The organism is Cloacibacterium sp., assembly GCF_047601505.1.
GTDB lineage: Bacteria > Bacteroidota > Bacteroidia > Flavobacteriales > Weeksellaceae > Cloacibacterium.
In genome coordinates this window covers 1,419,472-1,437,954 of sequence record NZ_JASGJD010000001.1, presented here as the reverse complement: position 1 = coordinate 1,437,954, position 18,483 = coordinate 1,419,472, and the positions used below count along the sequence as shown (strand labels likewise).

The window sequence follows — 18,483 nt, the reverse complement described above, 5'->3', positions numbered from 1 at the left end:
GGTATATGTTTTTGAAAAACCAACTTAGAATTTCAAAATAGATTTAAAAAATTCTTTGTTGAGATATTTTTCTAAAGGATAAATTTTCATAAAATGATTTCCCACGAAAAAAATAATTAAAACCAATGCTGGTTTGTACACCAAATTGATGAAATGATAACTAAAATCTGGTAAAATAATCGCCACAGAAATTGCCAAAGTAGCCAATATAACGCTGTAAAGCATTTCTATTGTAAATGGCGAAACTTTAAATTTATAATAGTTGAAACCAATTTTTGCTAAATTAAAACACGTAAGCGAAATGGCATAAGAAATAGAAATTCCTAATATTCCTAAACTTGTATTTCTAATAAAAAACAAATTAAGAACCGTTGTAAGCACCGCCAAAAAAAGCATTACATAAATATTGAAACGGTAATATTTTGACATCGAAATAATATGTCCGTTGAAACCTGTTGCCAATTCGAAAAGCAATGCAAAACCAATTACCCAAATAAGAGGTTGTGCTTCTAATAAAGATTTTCCTGCTTTTGGCATAAATTCGGTAAGAAAAGGATAACCAACAGCTATACAAGAAAATAAAACGAGACCTAAGAAAAATAAACTCAAAGATGTTTTTTTGTAGTAAACATCGAGTTCTTTGATGGTTCGCTGTGCAAAATGTTTGCTAATTATTGGTGCAGAAATATTATATAAACCCATTGCAGGAATACTGATAAGCTGAACAATTGAATATATAGTACTATACACACCGTTTTCTTCGAAAGATAAATATTCGCTAATCATATAACTAGAAATATTGAGCGCCAAAACACTGCCCAAATTCCCCAAAAATCCATAAAAACTATAACTGAAAACTTCCTTCCAAAAACTATTTTCTTTAAGAAAATCTGTATTAAAATCTAATTTTATTTTCTCTAATTTGTTGGTATAAAAAATATACCCGAAAAAACTCAACAGAAAAACCACAAAAAATACCACGAAAGAAATACTTTCAACATCTACAAAGACAAACAATCCAAAAGCTAGTAAATTGGCAATTTTCGGGAATAAATTCTCAAAAATATTGGGAACAACAATCCTTTTGAAATTGGAAACATATTTATTAAACACCGAAGAAAGTGATAAAACCAATATAAGCGGAACAATCACTTTTCTTAAACTCCAGAGCTTAGAATCCTCTTTAAGACTCGGAAAAAAGTAAAAAACTGCAAAAAAAATCGCCGTAAAAAACACAAAATTTATCGTAACGAGAAGCAAAGACCAAGACAGAAAATTCTGTTGCTTATTTACTTCTTTTAACTTCCCAAAAAAATAAACGTTAGAAAAAGACAACCCAAAAACCACCACCGTCATGTACATTTGTGCTGCGGGCAAAATATAGCGCAACTTGCCATAATAATCTAAATCTCTTGGGAAAATGAAAACGGCAGAAACCATTCCCACTAAAAAACCAAGATACCCAATGATAGAATATTTAAAACTTTGCCTAGCTACTACGCTCATTCTTTTTTGTTGTTAAGTTGTTGATTTGTAAAATTGTAAAGCTGTTGAGTTGTGAAATCGTTAAAATGTAAAGTTGAAAATTAATTTTTAACAGTTTTACGATTTTACGATTTAACAGTTTTGCGATTTTACGATTTTGCAATAAAAATAATATTGTTGATGTAATTTTTATAATCTTTCACAAAAATGGCATCTTGTGAAGCGATAAATTCTTCTGTCAGTTTTTTTAAACCAAAAGTTTCTCTATCCAAATAATTAGCGGTAAAACCCCAACTTTCTACTTCCGAAATTAAGCTCCAAAGAGTTTCCTGATGATGGCGCTGTTCCATTTCAACCATTAAAATAGGTTTTAATCTCAAAATACTTTCTTTAGCACCACGAAGCGTTTTCATCTCGTTTCCTTCTACATCAATTTTGATGAAATCTAGTTTTTCTAATTTTTTTAAAGGTTCAAAATCATCTAATTTTACCACTTTTACCTTTTCAATCACGAATTTTTCTTCATTTTCTTCGTGGAAATCTACCTGCAATGTTCCTCTAGAATTCACTTTTTCGCCTTTCAAAACAGGAATTTTAAATTCAGCAACGGTATTTTCATCAGACAAAGCCACCGAAAAAAGATTCACTTTCGGGAATAATCTTTTTAACTTTTTATTCAAAGATTTATTGGGTTCAAAAGCATAAATATTTTGTGGAAAAAGATGATATTCTAATTGATATAAAAAATGCCCAACATTAGCACCAACATCCATAAAAACTGCATCTTTCGGTAAAAATTCTGTTAACCAAAGCAATTCTGGCTCTACTTTTCTTTCGAAAATATTTTCTCTGGAAAGTTGAATTTGTCTTTTAAAAAATCTTTGTTTATAAATCTGTGGAATGATATATTGAGATATTTCCGTTAAAAAATGGTAAATGCTCATTGATTGGATGATAGATTTTGATTGTTTACAACAGTGCAAAAATAGTTTTTTCTAATTGTTTTAAGACTTTTTCTTTGCTAAAATCTGAAAAATCTACTTCTTTTTTCACAAACAAAGCTTCTTCTATATTTTCAATTTCAGGAATAATAAAAGAATATTTCGAAGGATAATTTTCTGGAAAAATCGCCAATTTTCCAAATTTAATAGCATCACCAATGTTACCGCTCATTTTGGTAACTCCATAAATTTCTTTTTGGCTAAAAAATTCTGTTTCTTGTTGAATTGGGCACCACAAAATGTCGGCTTTTTGCATATAATCATCAAAAACATTTTGAGGCACTTTTTCTGTGAAATATTTGATGGAAATGTTTTCTGGTTTATTCTGTTCAAAATCTTGAAGCATTTCTAATTCATTTCCAGATGCTTTCCCTAGGAAAATAACTTGTATTTTTTGTGTCGTTCCTTCGGAACTTCCTTTTTCTGAAAACCTATTTTCTACAAACGTTTCGCTCCTACGGAGCTCACTTTCCTCAAAATTTAATTCTAAATTCTTTAATTTTTTAATTACACTTTTGTAGTCTCTCCTTTTCTGCGAAACCGCTCCTGGAATTACAATAGTATAAGTTTCATTTTTAGGTTTTTCAGAAAATTTGGTGTAAAAAAGAGGTAAATTGCTGTACTTTTCTTTGGTTAAACTCTCATCTAAAACCAAAAGATTTTTTGCTTTTTTGTAAACATTCGATTTCCTCAACAAACCTTCTTTCAACAATAATTTCAAACGATATTTAAAATCTTCTTTGAAAATAGAAGTCAACAAATCCAAATTTGAAGCTTTCACAAAATTCAAATTATGACAAATAATCGAAGTATTAAATTTCTCTGCAATTTTCTCAAAAACATTGAAATAGCGATGAACTGTTCCGATGAGAATGAGTTGATAGTTGTCGGTTGATAGTTGTTGGATAAGGTTTTCTGAAGTTGCTTTTTTGATATTTTCAGGCAATTTGTCATTCTGAGCGAAGCCGAAGAATCTCAGAATTTTTTCGCTGAAATAATAATCCACAGAAAATGCAGCGGAATCATTCATTAATTCCATAAAATTTAGCGCAATTTCTGCGTGAGTATCGAGTTCTATGTAAGCGATTTTTTTCAAATTTTATCTATTTTTCTATAAAATTCCTTCGAAATTTTTGACAAGTCTCTACTTGTCCCTACAAAATAAATATTCCTATTTTTTTGTATCATCTATAATTTCAACTGGTAAACAAATTCTCTTCTTCTCATTTTCTTGATGAACTTTTTTACCATCAACAAAAGTTTGTAAAACTTGTGTTTTTAAAATATCTCTTTCGTTAACTGTCATTAAATTCTGACTTAAAATAATAAAATCTGCATTTTTGCCCACTTCTAAACTTCCTCTTTCTTTCTCTTGAAAAACCGATTTTGCAGCCCAAATCGTCATTCCACGCAATGTTTGTTCTCTTGTTAAAGCATTTTCTTTTTGGAAGCCATTTTCAGGATAATTCTGCGCATCTTTTCTGGCAACTGCCGCTAAAAATGTTTTAAACGGATTAATATCTTCCACTGGAAAATCGGTTCCCAAAGCAATCCAACCGTTTTGTTTTAACAAATCTTGATAAGCATACGCTGTTTTGATGCGCTCACTTCCCAATCTTTCTTCCGCCCAATACATGTCTGAAGTAGCGTGAGTTGGCTGAACAGACGGAACGATATTGTATTTTCCAAAATATTGAAAATCAGCAGGATTTACAATTTGCGCGTGTTCTACTCTCCATCTTTTATCATTTTTACCTTTCAGAACATCTGCATAAATTTTTAAAATTTCACGATTGGCAGAATCTCCAATTGCGTGAGTACACATTTGCAAATCACTATTAACCAATTTTTTAGCTAAATTTTCAAAATGCTCTTTATCACTCAAAAGAAAACCTCTCCAATTTGGTTTATCGTGATAATCGCTCAACAAACAAGCGCCTCTACTTCCCAAAGCTCCATCAGCATAAACTTTAAAACCTCCAACTGTGATTTTCCCGTTGTTGTATCGTCCTTTTTTCAACCATTTCTCGTAATAATTAGGATTGTCTTCTAACAAAGCGAAAACATTCATTTTCAGAATATTTTGCTTTTGAGATTTTTCTAAAAGCGACAAAGTATGTTCTGTAATTCCACAATCGTGAAGAGAAGTTAATCCAAATGCAAAACATTCTTTTTGCAATTCCCCGAAATATTTAATGGCTAAATCGTCTTCAATTTCGGGTATCATTTTCTCTACCAAATTCATGGCGTTATCCCCCAGAATTCCAGTCAATTTTCCGTTTTTTTGTTCTATTTCACCACCAGAAATTTTAGTATCAACTGTAATTTTTGCAATATCCAAAGCTTTTTGGTTGGCAATAGCAGCATGACCGTCTATTCTCTTTAAATAAACCGGACGATCTGGAAACAATTCATCTAACTTTTCTTTTGTAGGAAATTCTTTTACCGTCCAATCGTTTTGATCCCAACTTCTGCCATACAACCATTCTTTAGGAGCTGTTTTAGCATAAATTTTTAGTTTTTCAATAATTTCTTCCCAAGATTTCGTTCCCCATAATTCTAATTTCCATCGGTCTGTTGCAAAACCTGTAAAATGACAATGTGCATCTATAAAACCTGGATAAATGAGTTTTTGTTGAGCATCAATTTTTTGAGTTGAAGTATATTTTTTTAGAATTTCTTTTCCGCCAATTGCTACAATTTTTCCTTTGGAAATTGCCATAACTTCTGCAATATCAAAATTCTGATTTACCGTGTAAATTCTAGCATTGTGAACAATTAAATCTACCTTTTTTTGTGCGGAAACAATTCCAAAGAATAGAAGCAATAATATGATTAATTTATTTTTCATTATTTAACCGTTTAATTTTTTAATTTATTACGCATTTCATTCCAACGTAAATTCCTAATAAACGCAATTTCTTTTTTCGTTAAAATTCTATCATTTTTCTGTTTCAAAAATGATTTCATGGTGATAAAAAATTCAAAAATAGATTTATTTTTCAACGAAGATTTTGCCGAAGAAATAGCAGCCAAAGGAAAATTAAGCCCAATATTATAGAAGTATTCTCCCAATTTTTCAGCTTTTTGAGTTTTGTATTTATAAGCAGTCGGACGAAGATGTTTTACCCAAAGTTCTTTAATCGTTACCGTTTCAAAACCGTGCATTTTGCAAAGCATCACATCGATATTATCCCAACCGAGAACTGCTCTCAAACCATTCATTTTCAGAAATAATTCTTTTCGGTAAGATTTTATTGGTCCACGAACGTGATTTTTAGAAGAAAGATTTTCGAAAGTCCATTCTTTATTTTTGTTCAAAAAATCAGAATGAGATTCCTCGTTCCTCGGAATGACAGAAGAACGAATGTAAACCAAACCCGAAACCATTCCTGCATTTGGATTTTTCTCGTACACTTCGTTTACTTTTTCTAAATAATTTGAAGGAAAAACAATGTCAGCATCAAATTTACAAACCACATCAAAATTTTCTAAATTTTCGGTTTCCAAACCTTTGTTGAACGTTCTTACCACTTTTGCTCCAGGTTGATGTTCCGATTTCTCTAAATTTAATACTTTGTACTTTGTACTTTGTACTTTGTACAATTCAGCAATTTCTTGAGTTTTATCGGTAGAACCATCGTTTACAACCACGCATTTAAAATCTTGAAACGTCTGATTCTTCAGAGATTCTAAACACAGAAGTATATTTTCTTCTTCGTTGTGAGCGGGAATGATAATTAAAAACTTCATCTAATTAATCTAACAATTTATCATTATAAAAGTGTAATCATTTCAAAAAATAATCAATAAAAAAAAATTTACATTAATTCGTCATGCCATTCTTTAATAATTACTTTTGATACCAATCCTGTGGTTACAAAAGGATCGCCTTTTACAAATTCTTCGGCAGATTCTTTATCCGTAAAAATCGCCATTGCTCCATCTCCCGGAATGGCAAACGGACCTATTCCCAAAATTTTTCCTGCTTTCACAAAAATTTCTTCATTGGCTTGATGTGCCGGGAAAACTTCCATCATTTTCTCCATGGTTGTGTCTGGAGCGGTTTCGTAAAGAACTACTGTTTTCATGTTTTTTATGATTTTAGGTTTTAATTTTATTTTTTCCAAATAATCCCTGTATTCCTCATTTTTTTTGAAGATTTATCAATATCTCCCATTTTCATCCAAAGAGAGTATTCACAATTTTGCAAAAATTTTACATTCCCTTTCATTTCCTTAGGTACTTTTTTGATTCTTGCCAATTGCTCTTCATCAAAACTAACACTTATGGATTTATCAGCATTTAGAAAAAAATAAATACCATCAACTTTAACAATTTTTCCATAATATATTCTAACGTCATTTTGAGCTTCTGTATTTTCAATAATTAATCCAAAAGGTTTATCAAGTAAAAAATCATATTTTGCATTCACGTATAAATTACTTTTTTCGCAATTTAAAAAGATCACACTTGCAATTATTAAAACTAAAAAAGCTTTTAATATTTTCATAATATTTTAAATTTTGGCTAAAGCCAATTGAATCTTATTTATTCTGAAAACGGACTAAAGCCCGTTCCTATTGATAATTTTCCTACAAACCTTTTGCTTCTACAAAGCAAAAATATTTTCAATTCTAAACTAACTCAATAAAATTTTATAATTTTTAGATTGCTTCGTTCCTCGCAATGACAAGGTAATCTTCATTTTCAATTCTCAACTTTCAATTCTCAATTCTAGTGAGCTTCCAACCAATTTTTACCAACACCTACTTCCACCAAAAGCGGAACTTGCGTTTCCACCGCAGATTCCATTTCGGTTTTTATGAGGTATTTTGCCACTTCTACTTCTTCGGTTGGTGCTTCAAAAACCAATTCGTCGTGAACTTGAAGCAGCATTTTGGTTTTCAATTTTTCTTTTTCAAAAATTTTATCGATGTTTATCATCGCAATTTTAATAATATCCGCTGCAGAACCTTGTATTGGCGCATTTACAGCGTTTCTTTCGGCGTGAGCTTTCACTACAAAATTCGCAGAATTAATGTCTTTCAAATGACGTTTTCTATTGAATAACGTTTCTACATAACCCAATTCTCTCGCTTTATGAACTTGTTCTGCCATCCAGATTTTTAATTTTGGGTAGGTTTCGTAATACGAATCGATGAGTTGTTTAGCTTCAGTTCGAGAAAGTCCGGTTTGTTCTGCCAAAGCAAAAGCACCTTGTCCGTAAATTATCCCGAAATTCACGGTTTTTGCCTGTGAACGTTGTATTTTGGTAACTTCTTCCAAAGGAATTCCGAATAATTTCGCAGCAGTAGAAGCATGAATATCTTCCCCATTTTGGAAGGCTTTAATCATATTTTCCTCACCAGAAATTTCGGCAATTAGGCGCAATTCTATTTGAGAATAATCGGCAGAAATAATCTTTTTGTCTTCACCCGAAACAAATGCTCCACGGATTTGTTGACCACGCAAAGTTCTAATCGGAATGTTTTGCAAATTCGGGTTTACGGAAGCCAATCTTCCTGTAGCAGCAGTAGTTTGCGAGAAATTGGTATGAACTCTATTGTCGGTTTTATCAATCTGACTTGGCAACGCATCAACATAAGTTGATTTCAGTTTTTGGTAAGTTCTGTACTCTAAAATATGTTGAATAATTTCGTGTTTGCTTGCTAATTTTTGCAAAACATCTTCGGAAGTAGCGTATTGTCCGGTTTTTGTCTTTTTGGCTTTCGGGTCGAGTTGCATTTTTTCGAATAAAATTTCGCCCAATTGTTTTGGTGAATTCATATTAAATTCTTCACCAGAAAGTTCAAAAATCTCTTTTTCTAAATTCCTTAAATCGTTTTCTAAATCAATGCTTTCTTGTTTCAGCCAATTTTCATCAAGAGAAACTCCCGCCAATTCCATTTTTGCCAAAACCTTCATTAGAGGCATTTCTATGTTATAAAATAACTCTTCGAGGTTTTCTTTTTTGAGTTGAGGCGCAAAAAGTTCGTACAATTGGAAGGTAATATCAGCATCTTCCGCAGCGTATTCTGTCGCATCTGCGATTTCTACATCTTTGAAATTTCCTTGATTTTTTCCTTTTTTACCAATTAAAGTTTCGATGGAAACAGGTTTGTAATTAAGATACATTTCCGAAAGATAATCCATTCCGTGTCTTCCATCTGGATTCAGAAGATAATGTGCAATCATCGTGTCAAAAAGGTTTCCTTTGATTTCCACACCGTATTGATGAAGCACTTTATAATCGAATTTTAAATTGTGGGCAATTTTTAGAACGTCTTCTTTTTCAAAAAATGGTTTGAAAATTTCTAACGTTTCCAATACTTCTTCTCTTTTCTCCGAAAGCGGAATGTAATATGCCAAACCGTTTCTGTAACTGAAACTCATGCCTACCAATTCGGCTTCTAACTCGTTGAGAGAAGTAGTTTCTGTATCAAAACAAACTGCTTTTTGAGCCATTAAATTTTTGACTAAAATTTTCTGTGCTTTTGGCATGTCTATAAATTGATACAAATGGTCATTATCTTTCACCGTTTTTTTGGTGGAAGTCGCCTGTTCTAATTCTTCGTAATTGGCAAAAAGGTCTAGTTGGATTGGTTGTTGGGCTTCGACTACGCTCAGCCTGACATCATTATCGTTTGTCACACTGAGCGGAGTCGAAGTGTCTGACTTTTGAAATGCTCGGTACAAATTCTCGTACAATCTTCGGAATTCTATTTCATCAAAAACTTCTCTCACTTTTTCAAAGTCAGGAATTTCTAAATCGTATTGTTCTTGGTGAAATTCAATGGGAACATCACAAATAATGGTTGCTAATTTTTTAGACAAAATCCCACGTTCGGCAGAATTTTCTATCTTTTCTTTAATTTTCCCTTTAAGTTGAGAAGTATTTGCCAAAAGATTTTCGATGCTTTCATATTCTTTTAGAAATTTCATCGCTGTTTTTTCGCCAACACCTTCTAATCCCGGAATATTGTCAACTGCATCTCCCATCATTGCAAGAAAATCTATCACTTGTTTTGGGTCTTCAATTTCATATTTGGCTTTCACCTCATCTACGCCCAAAATCTCTACATCGCCACCTTTCATAGCAGGTTTATAGATTTTAATTTTATCGGTAACCAACTGTGCAAAATCTTTATCTGGCGTTACCATAAAAGTATTGTAACCTTCTTTTTCGGCTTTGCAAGCAATAGTTCCGATAACGTCATCTGCTTCATAACCTTCTACTCCAAGAATTGGAATATGCATGGCTTCTAAAATCTTATGAATGTACGGAACGGCAATTTTTATCGCTTCTGGCGTTTCCGAACGATTGGCTTTATAATCTGCAAAATCATCTGTTCTTACACTGGCTTTTCCCACATCAAAAACCACTGCCAAATGCGAAGGTTTTTCTCTTCTGATGAGCTCGATAAGAGAATTGGTAAACCCAAAAATTGCAGAAGTATCTAAACCTTTGGAAGTGAGTCTAGGATTTCGGATAAGTGCGTAATAACCACGAAAAATCATGGCATAAGCATCAATAAGATACAGTCTTTTGTCGGCAGAATTTGTCATAAAAGCAAAGATAGGGAAAAGTAGGAAGTACGAAGTTAGAAGTTAGAAGAAATTTTCGAGAAGTTAAGAGTTGAAGATTTTTTTCAAAATAAATAATTTTTAAATACCAATTATTGGTATATTTGGATAAAATTTAAAGCAATGGCAAAAAACACTTCCATATTGTTAGGCGAATATTTTGAAAATTTTATTTCAGAACAAATAAAGTCTGGCAAATTTTCTTCTGCAAGTGAAGTTATAAGAACTGCCTTACGAATTTTTGAACACGAAGAATCTAAAAAGTCTTTGCTTATTAATGAACTGAAAAAAGGTGAAAAATCTGGTTTCTCTAAGGACTTTAATAGAGATTCATTTTTAAATAAAATTCATGAAAAACACACTGGCAATTCATGAATTACAAAATAAGTCTTGAAGCAGAAAAAGATTTAGAGAAAATTTGGCTTTACACTTTCGAAATGTGGTCTCTAGAACAAGCAGATTATTACTTCAACTTGCTTTTGAACGAAATAGAATACCTTGCAGAAAATCCTAAAAACGGACAAAGTTTTGAAGAAGTAAGAAAAGGTTATTTCCGCAGTAGAGTAAAATCACATTTCATTTTTTACAGAATTAATTTAAAATCAAACGAAATAGAAATTATAAGAATTCTTCATCAAAAAATGGATATTATCCCAAGACTTGAAGAATAAGACGCAAGAACAATGAAAGACTTAAACTTAAGAAAAGTAACGGTAATGCGCTACATTCTTCCGCTTCGTGAAGGTGGAAGTTTGCCTGCATTGGCAGAAGCTGATGACGATTTTAAATATGTTTTGAAATTCCGTGGCGCTGGTCATGGTGTTAAAATGCTGATTTCTGAACTTTTAGGCGGAAAAATTGCCGAAGTTTTAGGATTGAAAATTCCAGAATTGGTTTTCGCGAATTTGGATGTAGATTTTGGGAGAACAGAAGCTGACGAAGAAATTCAGGATTTATTGAAGTTTTCTGAAGGTCTAAACTTAGGTCTGCATTATCTATCAGGAGCAATTGCTTACGACCCAAGCATGAAAATTGATGCGCTTTTGGCTTCAAAAATTGTTTGGTTGGATGCTTTTATTACTAATATTGATAGAACTTTCAAAAATACCAATTTGCTTTGGTGGCACAAAGAACTTTGGGTGATTGATAATGGTGCTTCATTTTATTTTCATCATTCTTGGCAGAATTTTGATGCAGCAGCTAAAACGCCTTTCAAATATGTGAAAGACCACGTTTTATTGCCTCAAGCTACAAAACTAGACGAAGCAGATGTTTTTGCAAAATCAGTTTTAAATGAGGAAATTTTCAAAGAAATTGTACATTTAATTCCTGAAGATTGGTTGCAATGGAACGATGCCGATGAATCGCCAGAAGAAATAAGAGAAATTTATTTTAATTTCATGAAAACCAGATTAGAAAATTCTGAAATCTTTTTAAACGAAGCCAAAAATGCAAGAGGATAAAATATACGAATATGCCGTTATAAGGCTTGTACCAAAGGTTGAAAGAGAAGAATTTTTCAACATAGGATTGGTGATGTTTTCTAAGAAACAGAAATACATAAGAGTTGAATTTTATCTCTGTAAAGACAAATTCCAACTGATGCACAGCAAATTAGACTACGAAGAAGTTTTCAAAAATCTGGAAAATTTCCAGAAAGTTGCCAAAGGCGAAAAAGAAGGCGGACCAATTGCTTTGCTAGACATCCCAGAAAGATTTCGTTGGCTAACAGCTGTGAGAAGTGCTGTAATTCAAACTTCGAGACCTCATCCCGGAAAATCTAAAGATTTAGACAAAACTTTTGATAGACTTTTTGAAGAATTGGTAAAATAAAAATCGCCTCGAAAATTCTAAAACGGTCAATTCTTCTACTCTTCTTCTGGGTTTAGTCGTGGTTTGCTCGTGAATCCTCCCAGTCTTCTTCGGAAAAAGGTACCTTTTCTCGAAGAAACCACGAACAAACGTAAAAGGAGATTCGACTGAAACCCTAACCTGAGTAGTAAAAATCTTATTAAGATTTAACATTTTCTTAAAAAAATCTCTCCAAAAAAATCATTACTTTTGAGAGATGAAGATTTCAGCAGAAATATTGTTACAGCAGTTGCATGATGCAGAATTAGGAGGTTTTGAAGCACAAAGAATTTATGCTCCACCTTATCGTTCGTTGCTTTCAGATGAAGAAATATTGGCGAGAAATCCTAAATATGCTGCGGTAAACATCTTGCTTTATCCTAAAAACGGAGATTGGTATTTTCCACTTATCCACAGAACCCACAACGAAAACGATAGACATTCTGGACAAATTTCTCTCCCTGGAGGTAAAAAAGATGATACAGACGAAGATTTTTCAGATACTGCACTTAGAGAAACTTGGGAAGAAATAGGCGTAGAAATACCGCAAATCAAAATCTTGAAAGAGCTCTCTCCTATTTACATTCCGCCAAGCAATTTTTTTGTTTATGCGTTTTTGTCTTACTTAGAAGAAACTCCGGTTTTCAAGTTTCAAGAAGCTGAAGTGCAAGAAGTTTTAGAAGTTCCACTTTCTTTAATTTACCATCTTCCCAATCCGCCAGAAATTACAGAATTACCAAAAAGTAAAGGCTACAAAGTACCTTTTATCGATTTTAACGACCATAAAATCTGGGGCGCCACATCAATGATTTTAAGTGAATTGAATCAGTTGTTAAAAAATGTTTAACTTTGCAAACCATTTCTTCTCAAGATGAGAAAATGAAATGAGGACTTACAATCATTTGTGTTTAATTTAAACTGGCTAAAAGCTGTTTTAAAATGGCGAAGAAAAGCATTTTTACGGATTCTTTTGGTAATATTTATTTCTTAAAAAGATTCATCATTTTTGTCTTAGGAATGATTTCCTACAGAAGATTTAATGGTTTCAACAAATTGAAAATTACCGGAACAGAAAACTTGGTTAATTTACCCAAAACCAATGTTCTTTTTGTGTCTAATCACCAAACGTATTTTGCAGATGTAGCGGCAATGTATCACGTTTTTTGCTCTGTAAACAATGGTTACCTCAACACCATCAAAAATCCGGTTTATCTGCTCAATCCAAAAGTAGATTTCTACTATGTAGCTGCCGAAGAAACCATGAATAAAGGGATTTTGGCGAGAATTTTTAAATTGGCAGGTGCTGTTACTGTAAAAAGAACTTGGCGCGCCGAAGGAAAAAATGTAAACCGAATGGTAGATATGAGAGAAGTAGAAAATATTATGAAAGCTTTAGATAATGGCTGGGTAATCTCTTTTCCACAAGGCACCACTTCTGCTTATGCACAAGGCAGAAAAGGAACGGCAAAGCTGGTACAGCAACAGCGTTCTATTGTAATTCCTATCAAAATTAATGGTTTTAGAAGAGCTTTTGATAAGAAAGGTCTCAAAATAAAAGTTACAGGTGTAGAACCTACCATGTGTTTCAAACCTGCTTTGGATATAGATTATGACAACGATACTGCTCAACAAATTCTAGACAAAATAATGAATGCGATAGAGCAAACTCCAGAGCATAACGTTCTACACGAATACGAAAAAGAATATCAGGAAAGAAAAAAACAACAAACCAAAGAAAACGAAACACAATCTTAGTTTCCGAATATTTGAATTTTCGAGTTTTTACTTTTGAATTCCAACTTTTAAATTTTAAATTTTTACTTTTAATTTTCTTTACATTTAACTTTTGAATGATTAAAATGGTTTCTAATAAATTGGCAAGTGCACTAAACGAAGTGGGTTATAACGGTGATATTAAAACCGAAAACATAGAAAACACAATCTACGAAGCCACCAAAAATAAAACAAGAGTTGTAATTACTGGCACAGAAAAAAGAAACGAAATTACAGCTGTTATTCTTCACGTTCTTCAATTTCATGGGATTGAAACCGATTTTATAACAGACGAAAATTATAGCAACGCGCAACTTAGCACCGAAAATGATTTCGTGATTATAGAAGCTATTCCGAACAATTTTTTTGGAAATTTACACGCCAACATTGCACTTATTACAGATATTCCCAATGAAAATAGTGAAATCTATTCGGATTTTATTGCTAAAATTACTTCGGGTGGCGTTTTGGTTTACAACGAAGAAAATGCTTCGTTAACGAATTTAGCAGAAAATTCTCAGAATTATTTCAGAAAATTCCCTTACAAAAAACCAAACATTTCTACTAAAAACGATACCATTGCTCTAGAAACAGAACTTGGCAATATTTCTCTTAACACTCAAGACCTTGCTCTTGTTCATCAATTAGAAGGCGCAAGATACATTTGCCAGCAACTAGGTCTTTTAGAAGAAGATTTCTACGAAGCCGTAATGAATTTCTAGAAAACAGCCTCAAAAGGCAATTTTATCCTCTCTTTTTTTATTGAAGAAAAATATTTTCAATAAAATGTTTTACAAGTGAAAATATTTATTAATTTTATCTTGAACACCAAAACAAACTGAATATGAGAACGATAAAACACATCCTCGACAGAAAATCTAGAAATCTAGCAACTATTGACGCCAACGAAACCGTTTTTGAAGCACTCAAAATGATGGCAGAAAAAAATATAGGTTCTGTAATTGTAATGAACGGAGAACAATATTTGGGAATTATCACCGAAAGAAATTATGCCAGACAAATTGTTTTGCAAGACCGAAGGTCTAAAGATGTTTTGGTAAAAGAAATTATGCGAACAGACCTTCCGAAGTTTTCAGAATCTGATAAAATAGAAAAATGTATGGAAGTGATGTCTCAACACAATGTGCGATACATCCCCGTGATTGAAGACGAAAAACTGGTTGGGCTAATCTCTATGAAAGATATTTTAGACGAAATTTTGTTGCATCAAAAAGAAGTAATAGACAATCTTACCAACTATATTTCTAATTAAAAATTTACTTATAAATCTAACCTTCAATGCAGATTGAAGGTTTATTTTTGCCTTAACTCTAGTAAAACATCAATGTCAAAATGATAATTTTTGAATATTATTTTTAACCAAAATAAAGCATTTACAAAAACAACATGACAAAATTCTTAAAAATAAGCACCCAAAATTGACAAATCTCATTTTTATGATTGAGAAAAAAATGTATTTTTGTAAAAGTGTAAAATCAAAAAATAACTTAAAAAAAAGAATATATGCATCACTACGTTTCTGCCGAAGAAGCTTTATCAATCATCAAAAGCAATGACAGAATATTTCTTCACGGAAGTGCCTGTACCCCCAATTATCTTGTAACAGAATTGGCAAAACAAGCGCACAGACTAAGAAATGTAGAAGTGGTTTCTATTACCGTGCAAGGCGAAATAGAAATTGCAAAACCGCAGTATAAAGATAGTTTTTACATCAATTCGTTGTTTGTTTCGGCACCAGTAAGAGAAGCAGTAAATAGCGACAGAGGAGATTATGTACCCGTTTTCCTTAGCGAAATCCCTTTGCTTTTCAAAAATAACATTCTGCCTTTAGATGTAGCCATTGTGCAGGTTTCACCACCAGACCAACATGGTTATTGTACCTTAGGAACGTCTATTGATGTGGCAAGAAGTGCGGTAGATAGCGCAAAATTAATTATAGCACAGGTAAATCCTAAGATGCCAAGAACTTTTGGCGATTCTATGATACACGTAGAGAGAATTGCTAAAATGGTTTGGCACGAAACCGAACTTCTTACCATAGATTACAGTGCAAAAGTAACAGCAGACGAAACCAAAATAGGACAGTACATTGCAGATTTAATAGACGATAAATCTACTTTGCAAATGGGCGTTGGCACCATTCCAGATGCGGTGCTTAACTCGCTTCACAATCATAAGGATTTAGGAATTCACACCGAAATGATTTCAGACGGAGCAGTAGATTTAATTAAAAAAGACATTATCAATAATAAATTTAAAGGCGTTAACAACAACAAAACCATTACTGCTTTCTGTTTCGGCACTAAAAAATTATACGATTATATAGACAACAATCCGTCTTTTGCCTTTATGGAAGTAACGTATGTGAACAATCCTATGGTAATTGCTCAAAACAAAAAATTAATCGCCATCAACTCTGCTATAGAAGTAGACCTTACGGGGCAAGTTTGTGCAGATTCTATTGGCACTTATCAATATTCTGGAATTGGCGGGCAAATGGACTTTATACGTGGAGCAGCGCTTTCTGAAGGCGGAAAACCTATTATTGCACTTACCTCCAGAACCAAAAAAGGAATCCCTAGAATTGTACCTCATCTAAAAGAAGGAGCTGGCGTGGTTACTACAAGAGGACACATTCATTATGTGGTGACAGAATATGGTGTTGCTTATCTTTATGGCAAAAACATGAGACAAAGGGCACAAGCTTTAATTGGAATAGCACATCCAGACGACAGAGAAATGCTAGATAGATTCTGTTTTGAAAGGTTTAAAGCACATTATCTATAAAAAAATGAATCCTGAAAATTATACTTTCAGGATTTTTTTTAATTTTATACTGAAAATGAAAGCCATGAAAGAACACGAAACTCTAATACATCTCGCCAAAAAATACACAGAACTCACCAATGATGATGAAGAAATGATTCAACGATTGTTTGTTGTGAAAAATGTAGAGAAAAACGAGATTTTATTAAACGCCGGCGAAGTTTGTAACCATCTGTATTTTGTAGTGAATGGAATTTTAAGAACTTTTCATCTTAATGCCAATGGCACAGAATTTACCAGACTTATTAGAAAAGAGCATCAGTTTTGCACCGTTCTCTTGAGTTTTTTAGAGAAAAAATCTTCGGTGGCTACTATTCAAGCGTTAGAAAAAGGAACTTTGCTTATGATTAGCTCTCAGGATTTCAGAAAACTGACTCAAGAATCTGAAATTGCTCAAAAAATATACACCAAAACATTAGAAGACTTTGAGAATTTTCATTTAAAAAGATTAGAATTCCTCACCTCTTATTCTCCAAAGGAAAAAACTGAAATCTTCTTGAAAGAATACCTCGATATAGAACCTCGATTAACCGACAAAGTAATAGCGTCTTATCTACAAATTACACCAGAAACCTATTGCCGATGCAAAAAAAGTTTAGAATCCTAAACAATAATCAATTATTCGTGAATAAATTTTTGTAATTTGGCAACCACAAACTATAAAGAAAACATGAAAAGAACACTAGCCATAGTAATATTGCTTTTCTGTTTTATTGGCGCCAATGCACAACGTCTTGGCAAAATAAACGAGCGACTAGAAAATCTCGAGAAAAACAGAAAAATAGACAAAACTATCATCGATATAAACCTTAGTGGTAAAAAATTTGTTTGGGTTAAAAATATCAATAAAGTGGTTTACAAAAATGTAATTAATTTTTCTGATGACAACAAAATCACGTTAATAGAACTTACAGACGACAAACAAACCGACGCTAAGACATCTAAATTATACACCGGAGACGCCATCAAAAGAGACTATCACATCTCTGTAAGAGCAGACAAATTAGAAGGTAAAATCTTAGACTTGCCTTATACTCTCAATTTTATTCTACAAAAAAGAGAAGGTGTTTTATGCCTCGTTAATATAAGCAACAACGATGTTTGGATTGATATAGACTCTTCTAAAAAATATTAAAAAAATCATTAAAAACCAATAACTTAACAATCATATCTACTCTATTCACCATGAAAAAAATGTTATTAATTTTGCTATCTTGCATAGTACTACAAAGTTGTTTTGTAAATGCAAAAAGAGATTACAATGGATATAGCAAAACTTTAGTTTTCACAAAACAAGACAAATGGCTCATTAATAATAGCTATACAGATTTAAATTCTTACGACAGAGATAAATTAAACAAAGAAGTTTTTTCGTTATTTAATGAATTAAGCTCAGGAAATGTCTACAATTTAGAAAAAGCAAAATCTCAAAATTTAATTACGGGAAGAATTCCTTTCAGTCCAGAAATAGAAGATATTGAACAGTTTAAAAATTCTACAGATTTTAATTATTTAGTAAATATTTACACTAAAAAAGTTAGAAACGGATTATCTGTAGTAGAACCATCAGAACAAATGCAATATGCCAGTAATGAAGCTTTTGCAATTATAGAAATATACGATATAAAGAATGTAAAGAAAATTTACTACCAAAAAGTATATTCTTCTCAGTCAAGAGAAAAAGAGACAAAAGGCCCCAGCTTTCATTACTCTTCTGAAACTTTATCTAAAAAGAACCTAAGGAAAATTTTAAAAGACATTAAGAAAAATGCCATTATAAAAAGTTAAGATTTCAGAAAATCAATACACTCTTCCATTTCCTTTTATAATAATTCAGTAAGGTTTACTTCAGTCCACATGATTGTATTTGAGGAGTGTACAGCTCCAAAGGAGCAAAATATGGATAGAAATATTACACAGCGTAAAGAATGAAGCTCCG

The 18,483-nt window shown here is 32.4% G+C and carries 20 protein-coding genes; 12 read left to right on the top strand and 8 right to left on the bottom strand.

What is annotated here, in order from left to right; translation table 11 throughout:
• Positions 1–24 precede the first annotated feature (24 nt).
• From QM746_RS06770 to polA, 8 genes are all read right to left on the bottom strand, one after another.
• Positions 25–1,506: a lipopolysaccharide biosynthesis protein gene (locus QM746_RS06770; RefSeq protein WP_414983523.1), complete on the bottom strand. Its 1,482-nt coding sequence runs from the start codon at positions 1,504–1,506 to the stop codon at positions 25–27.
• Between the two features lie 128 nt (positions 1,507–1,634).
• On the bottom strand, positions 1,635–2,429 hold the full coding sequence (locus tag QM746_RS06765) for an FkbM family methyltransferase (RefSeq protein ID WP_414983522.1): 795 nt from the start codon (positions 2,427–2,429) through the stop codon (positions 1,635–1,637).
• A 25-nt stretch (positions 2,430–2,454) separates the two neighbouring features.
• The gene (locus QM746_RS06760; protein WP_414983521.1) at positions 2,455–3,582 is read right to left on the bottom strand and encodes a hypothetical protein; all 1,128 of its coding nucleotides are present in this window, start codon (positions 3,580–3,582) and stop codon (positions 2,455–2,457) included.
• Positions 3,583–3,657: 75 nt separating this feature from the next.
• Entirely contained in the window at positions 3,658–5,337 is a 1,680-nt protein-coding gene (locus QM746_RS06755) for an amidohydrolase (RefSeq protein WP_414983520.1), read from the bottom strand.
• 11 nt (positions 5,338–5,348) lie between these two features.
• Complete coding sequence (locus QM746_RS06750; protein ID WP_414983519.1) at positions 5,349–6,239, bottom strand: glycosyltransferase family 2 protein; 891 nt, start codon at positions 6,237–6,239, stop codon at positions 5,349–5,351.
• 68 nt (positions 6,240–6,307) lie between these two features.
• Positions 6,308–6,577: a YciI family protein gene (locus QM746_RS06745; RefSeq protein ID WP_414983518.1), complete on the bottom strand. Its 270-nt coding sequence runs from the start codon at positions 6,575–6,577 to the stop codon at positions 6,308–6,310.
• Between the two features lie 26 nt (positions 6,578–6,603).
• The gene (locus tag QM746_RS06740; protein WP_414983517.1) at positions 6,604–6,999 is read right to left on the bottom strand and encodes a hypothetical protein; all 396 of its coding nucleotides are present in this window, start codon (positions 6,997–6,999) and stop codon (positions 6,604–6,606) included.
• Positions 7,000–7,223: 224 nt separating this feature from the next.
• Entirely contained in the window at positions 7,224–10,055 is a 2,832-nt protein-coding gene (polA, locus tag QM746_RS06735; protein WP_414983516.1) for a DNA polymerase I, read from the bottom strand.
• Positions 10,056–10,196: 141 nt separating this feature from the next.
• Here polA and QM746_RS06730 point away from each other — a divergent pair, with 141 nt between their 5' ends.
• The 12 genes from QM746_RS06730 (at position 10,197) to QM746_RS06675 (ending at position 18,332) form a co-directional block, all read left to right on the top strand.
• The gene (locus QM746_RS06730) at positions 10,197–10,448 is read left to right on the top strand and encodes a type II toxin-antitoxin system ParD family antitoxin (protein ID WP_374360344.1); all 252 of its coding nucleotides are present in this window, start codon (positions 10,197–10,199) and stop codon (positions 10,446–10,448) included.
• Positions 10,445–10,744, top strand: coding sequence for a type II toxin-antitoxin system RelE/ParE family toxin (locus QM746_RS06725; RefSeq protein WP_414983515.1), 300 nt, complete (start codon positions 10,445–10,447; stop codon positions 10,742–10,744). Before QM746_RS06730 ends, QM746_RS06725 begins: the two co-directional genes overlap by 4 nt.
• Positions 10,745–10,756: 12 nt before the next feature.
• Positions 10,757–11,536: a HipA family kinase gene (locus tag QM746_RS06720; protein WP_414983514.1), complete on the top strand. Its 780-nt coding sequence runs from the start codon at positions 10,757–10,759 to the stop codon at positions 11,534–11,536.
• Positions 11,523–11,906: a DUF3037 domain-containing protein gene (locus QM746_RS06715; protein WP_374360338.1), complete on the top strand. Its 384-nt coding sequence runs from the start codon at positions 11,523–11,525 to the stop codon at positions 11,904–11,906. The genes QM746_RS06720 and QM746_RS06715 overlap by 14 nt, the downstream gene beginning before the upstream one ends.
• Positions 11,907–12,141: 235 nt before the next feature.
• Positions 12,142–12,771 (top strand): NUDIX hydrolase, encoded by a 630-nt coding sequence (locus QM746_RS06710; RefSeq protein ID WP_414983513.1) that lies wholly within the window; start codon positions 12,142–12,144, stop codon positions 12,769–12,771.
• Positions 12,772–12,863: 92 nt separating this feature from the next.
• A complete protein-coding gene (locus QM746_RS06705; protein WP_414983512.1) occupies positions 12,864–13,679 on the top strand; it encodes a lysophospholipid acyltransferase family protein in 816 nt (271 codons plus the stop codon).
• A gap of 95 nt (positions 13,680–13,774) precedes the next feature.
• On the top strand, positions 13,775–14,419 hold the full coding sequence (locus QM746_RS06700; RefSeq protein ID WP_414983511.1) for a hypothetical protein: 645 nt from the start codon (positions 13,775–13,777) through the stop codon (positions 14,417–14,419).
• Between the two features lie 122 nt (positions 14,420–14,541).
• Positions 14,542–14,970, top strand: coding sequence for a CBS domain-containing protein (locus QM746_RS06695; RefSeq protein WP_414983510.1), 429 nt, complete (start codon positions 14,542–14,544; stop codon positions 14,968–14,970).
• Positions 14,971–15,221: 251 nt separating this feature from the next.
• A complete protein-coding gene (locus QM746_RS06690; protein WP_414983509.1) occupies positions 15,222–16,505 on the top strand; it encodes an acetyl-CoA hydrolase/transferase family protein in 1,284 nt (427 codons plus the stop codon).
• 4 nt (positions 16,506–16,509) lie between these two features.
• The gene (locus QM746_RS06685; protein WP_414983508.1) at positions 16,510–17,151 is read left to right on the top strand and encodes a Crp/Fnr family transcriptional regulator; all 642 of its coding nucleotides are present in this window, start codon (positions 16,510–16,512) and stop codon (positions 17,149–17,151) included.
• 63 nt (positions 17,152–17,214) lie between these two features.
• Positions 17,215–17,679: a hypothetical protein gene (locus QM746_RS06680; RefSeq protein ID WP_414983507.1), complete on the top strand. Its 465-nt coding sequence runs from the start codon at positions 17,215–17,217 to the stop codon at positions 17,677–17,679.
• Between the two features lie 50 nt (positions 17,680–17,729).
• Entirely contained in the window at positions 17,730–18,332 is a 603-nt protein-coding gene (locus QM746_RS06675) for a hypothetical protein (RefSeq protein WP_414983506.1), read from the top strand.
• Positions 18,333–18,483 lie beyond the last annotated feature (151 nt).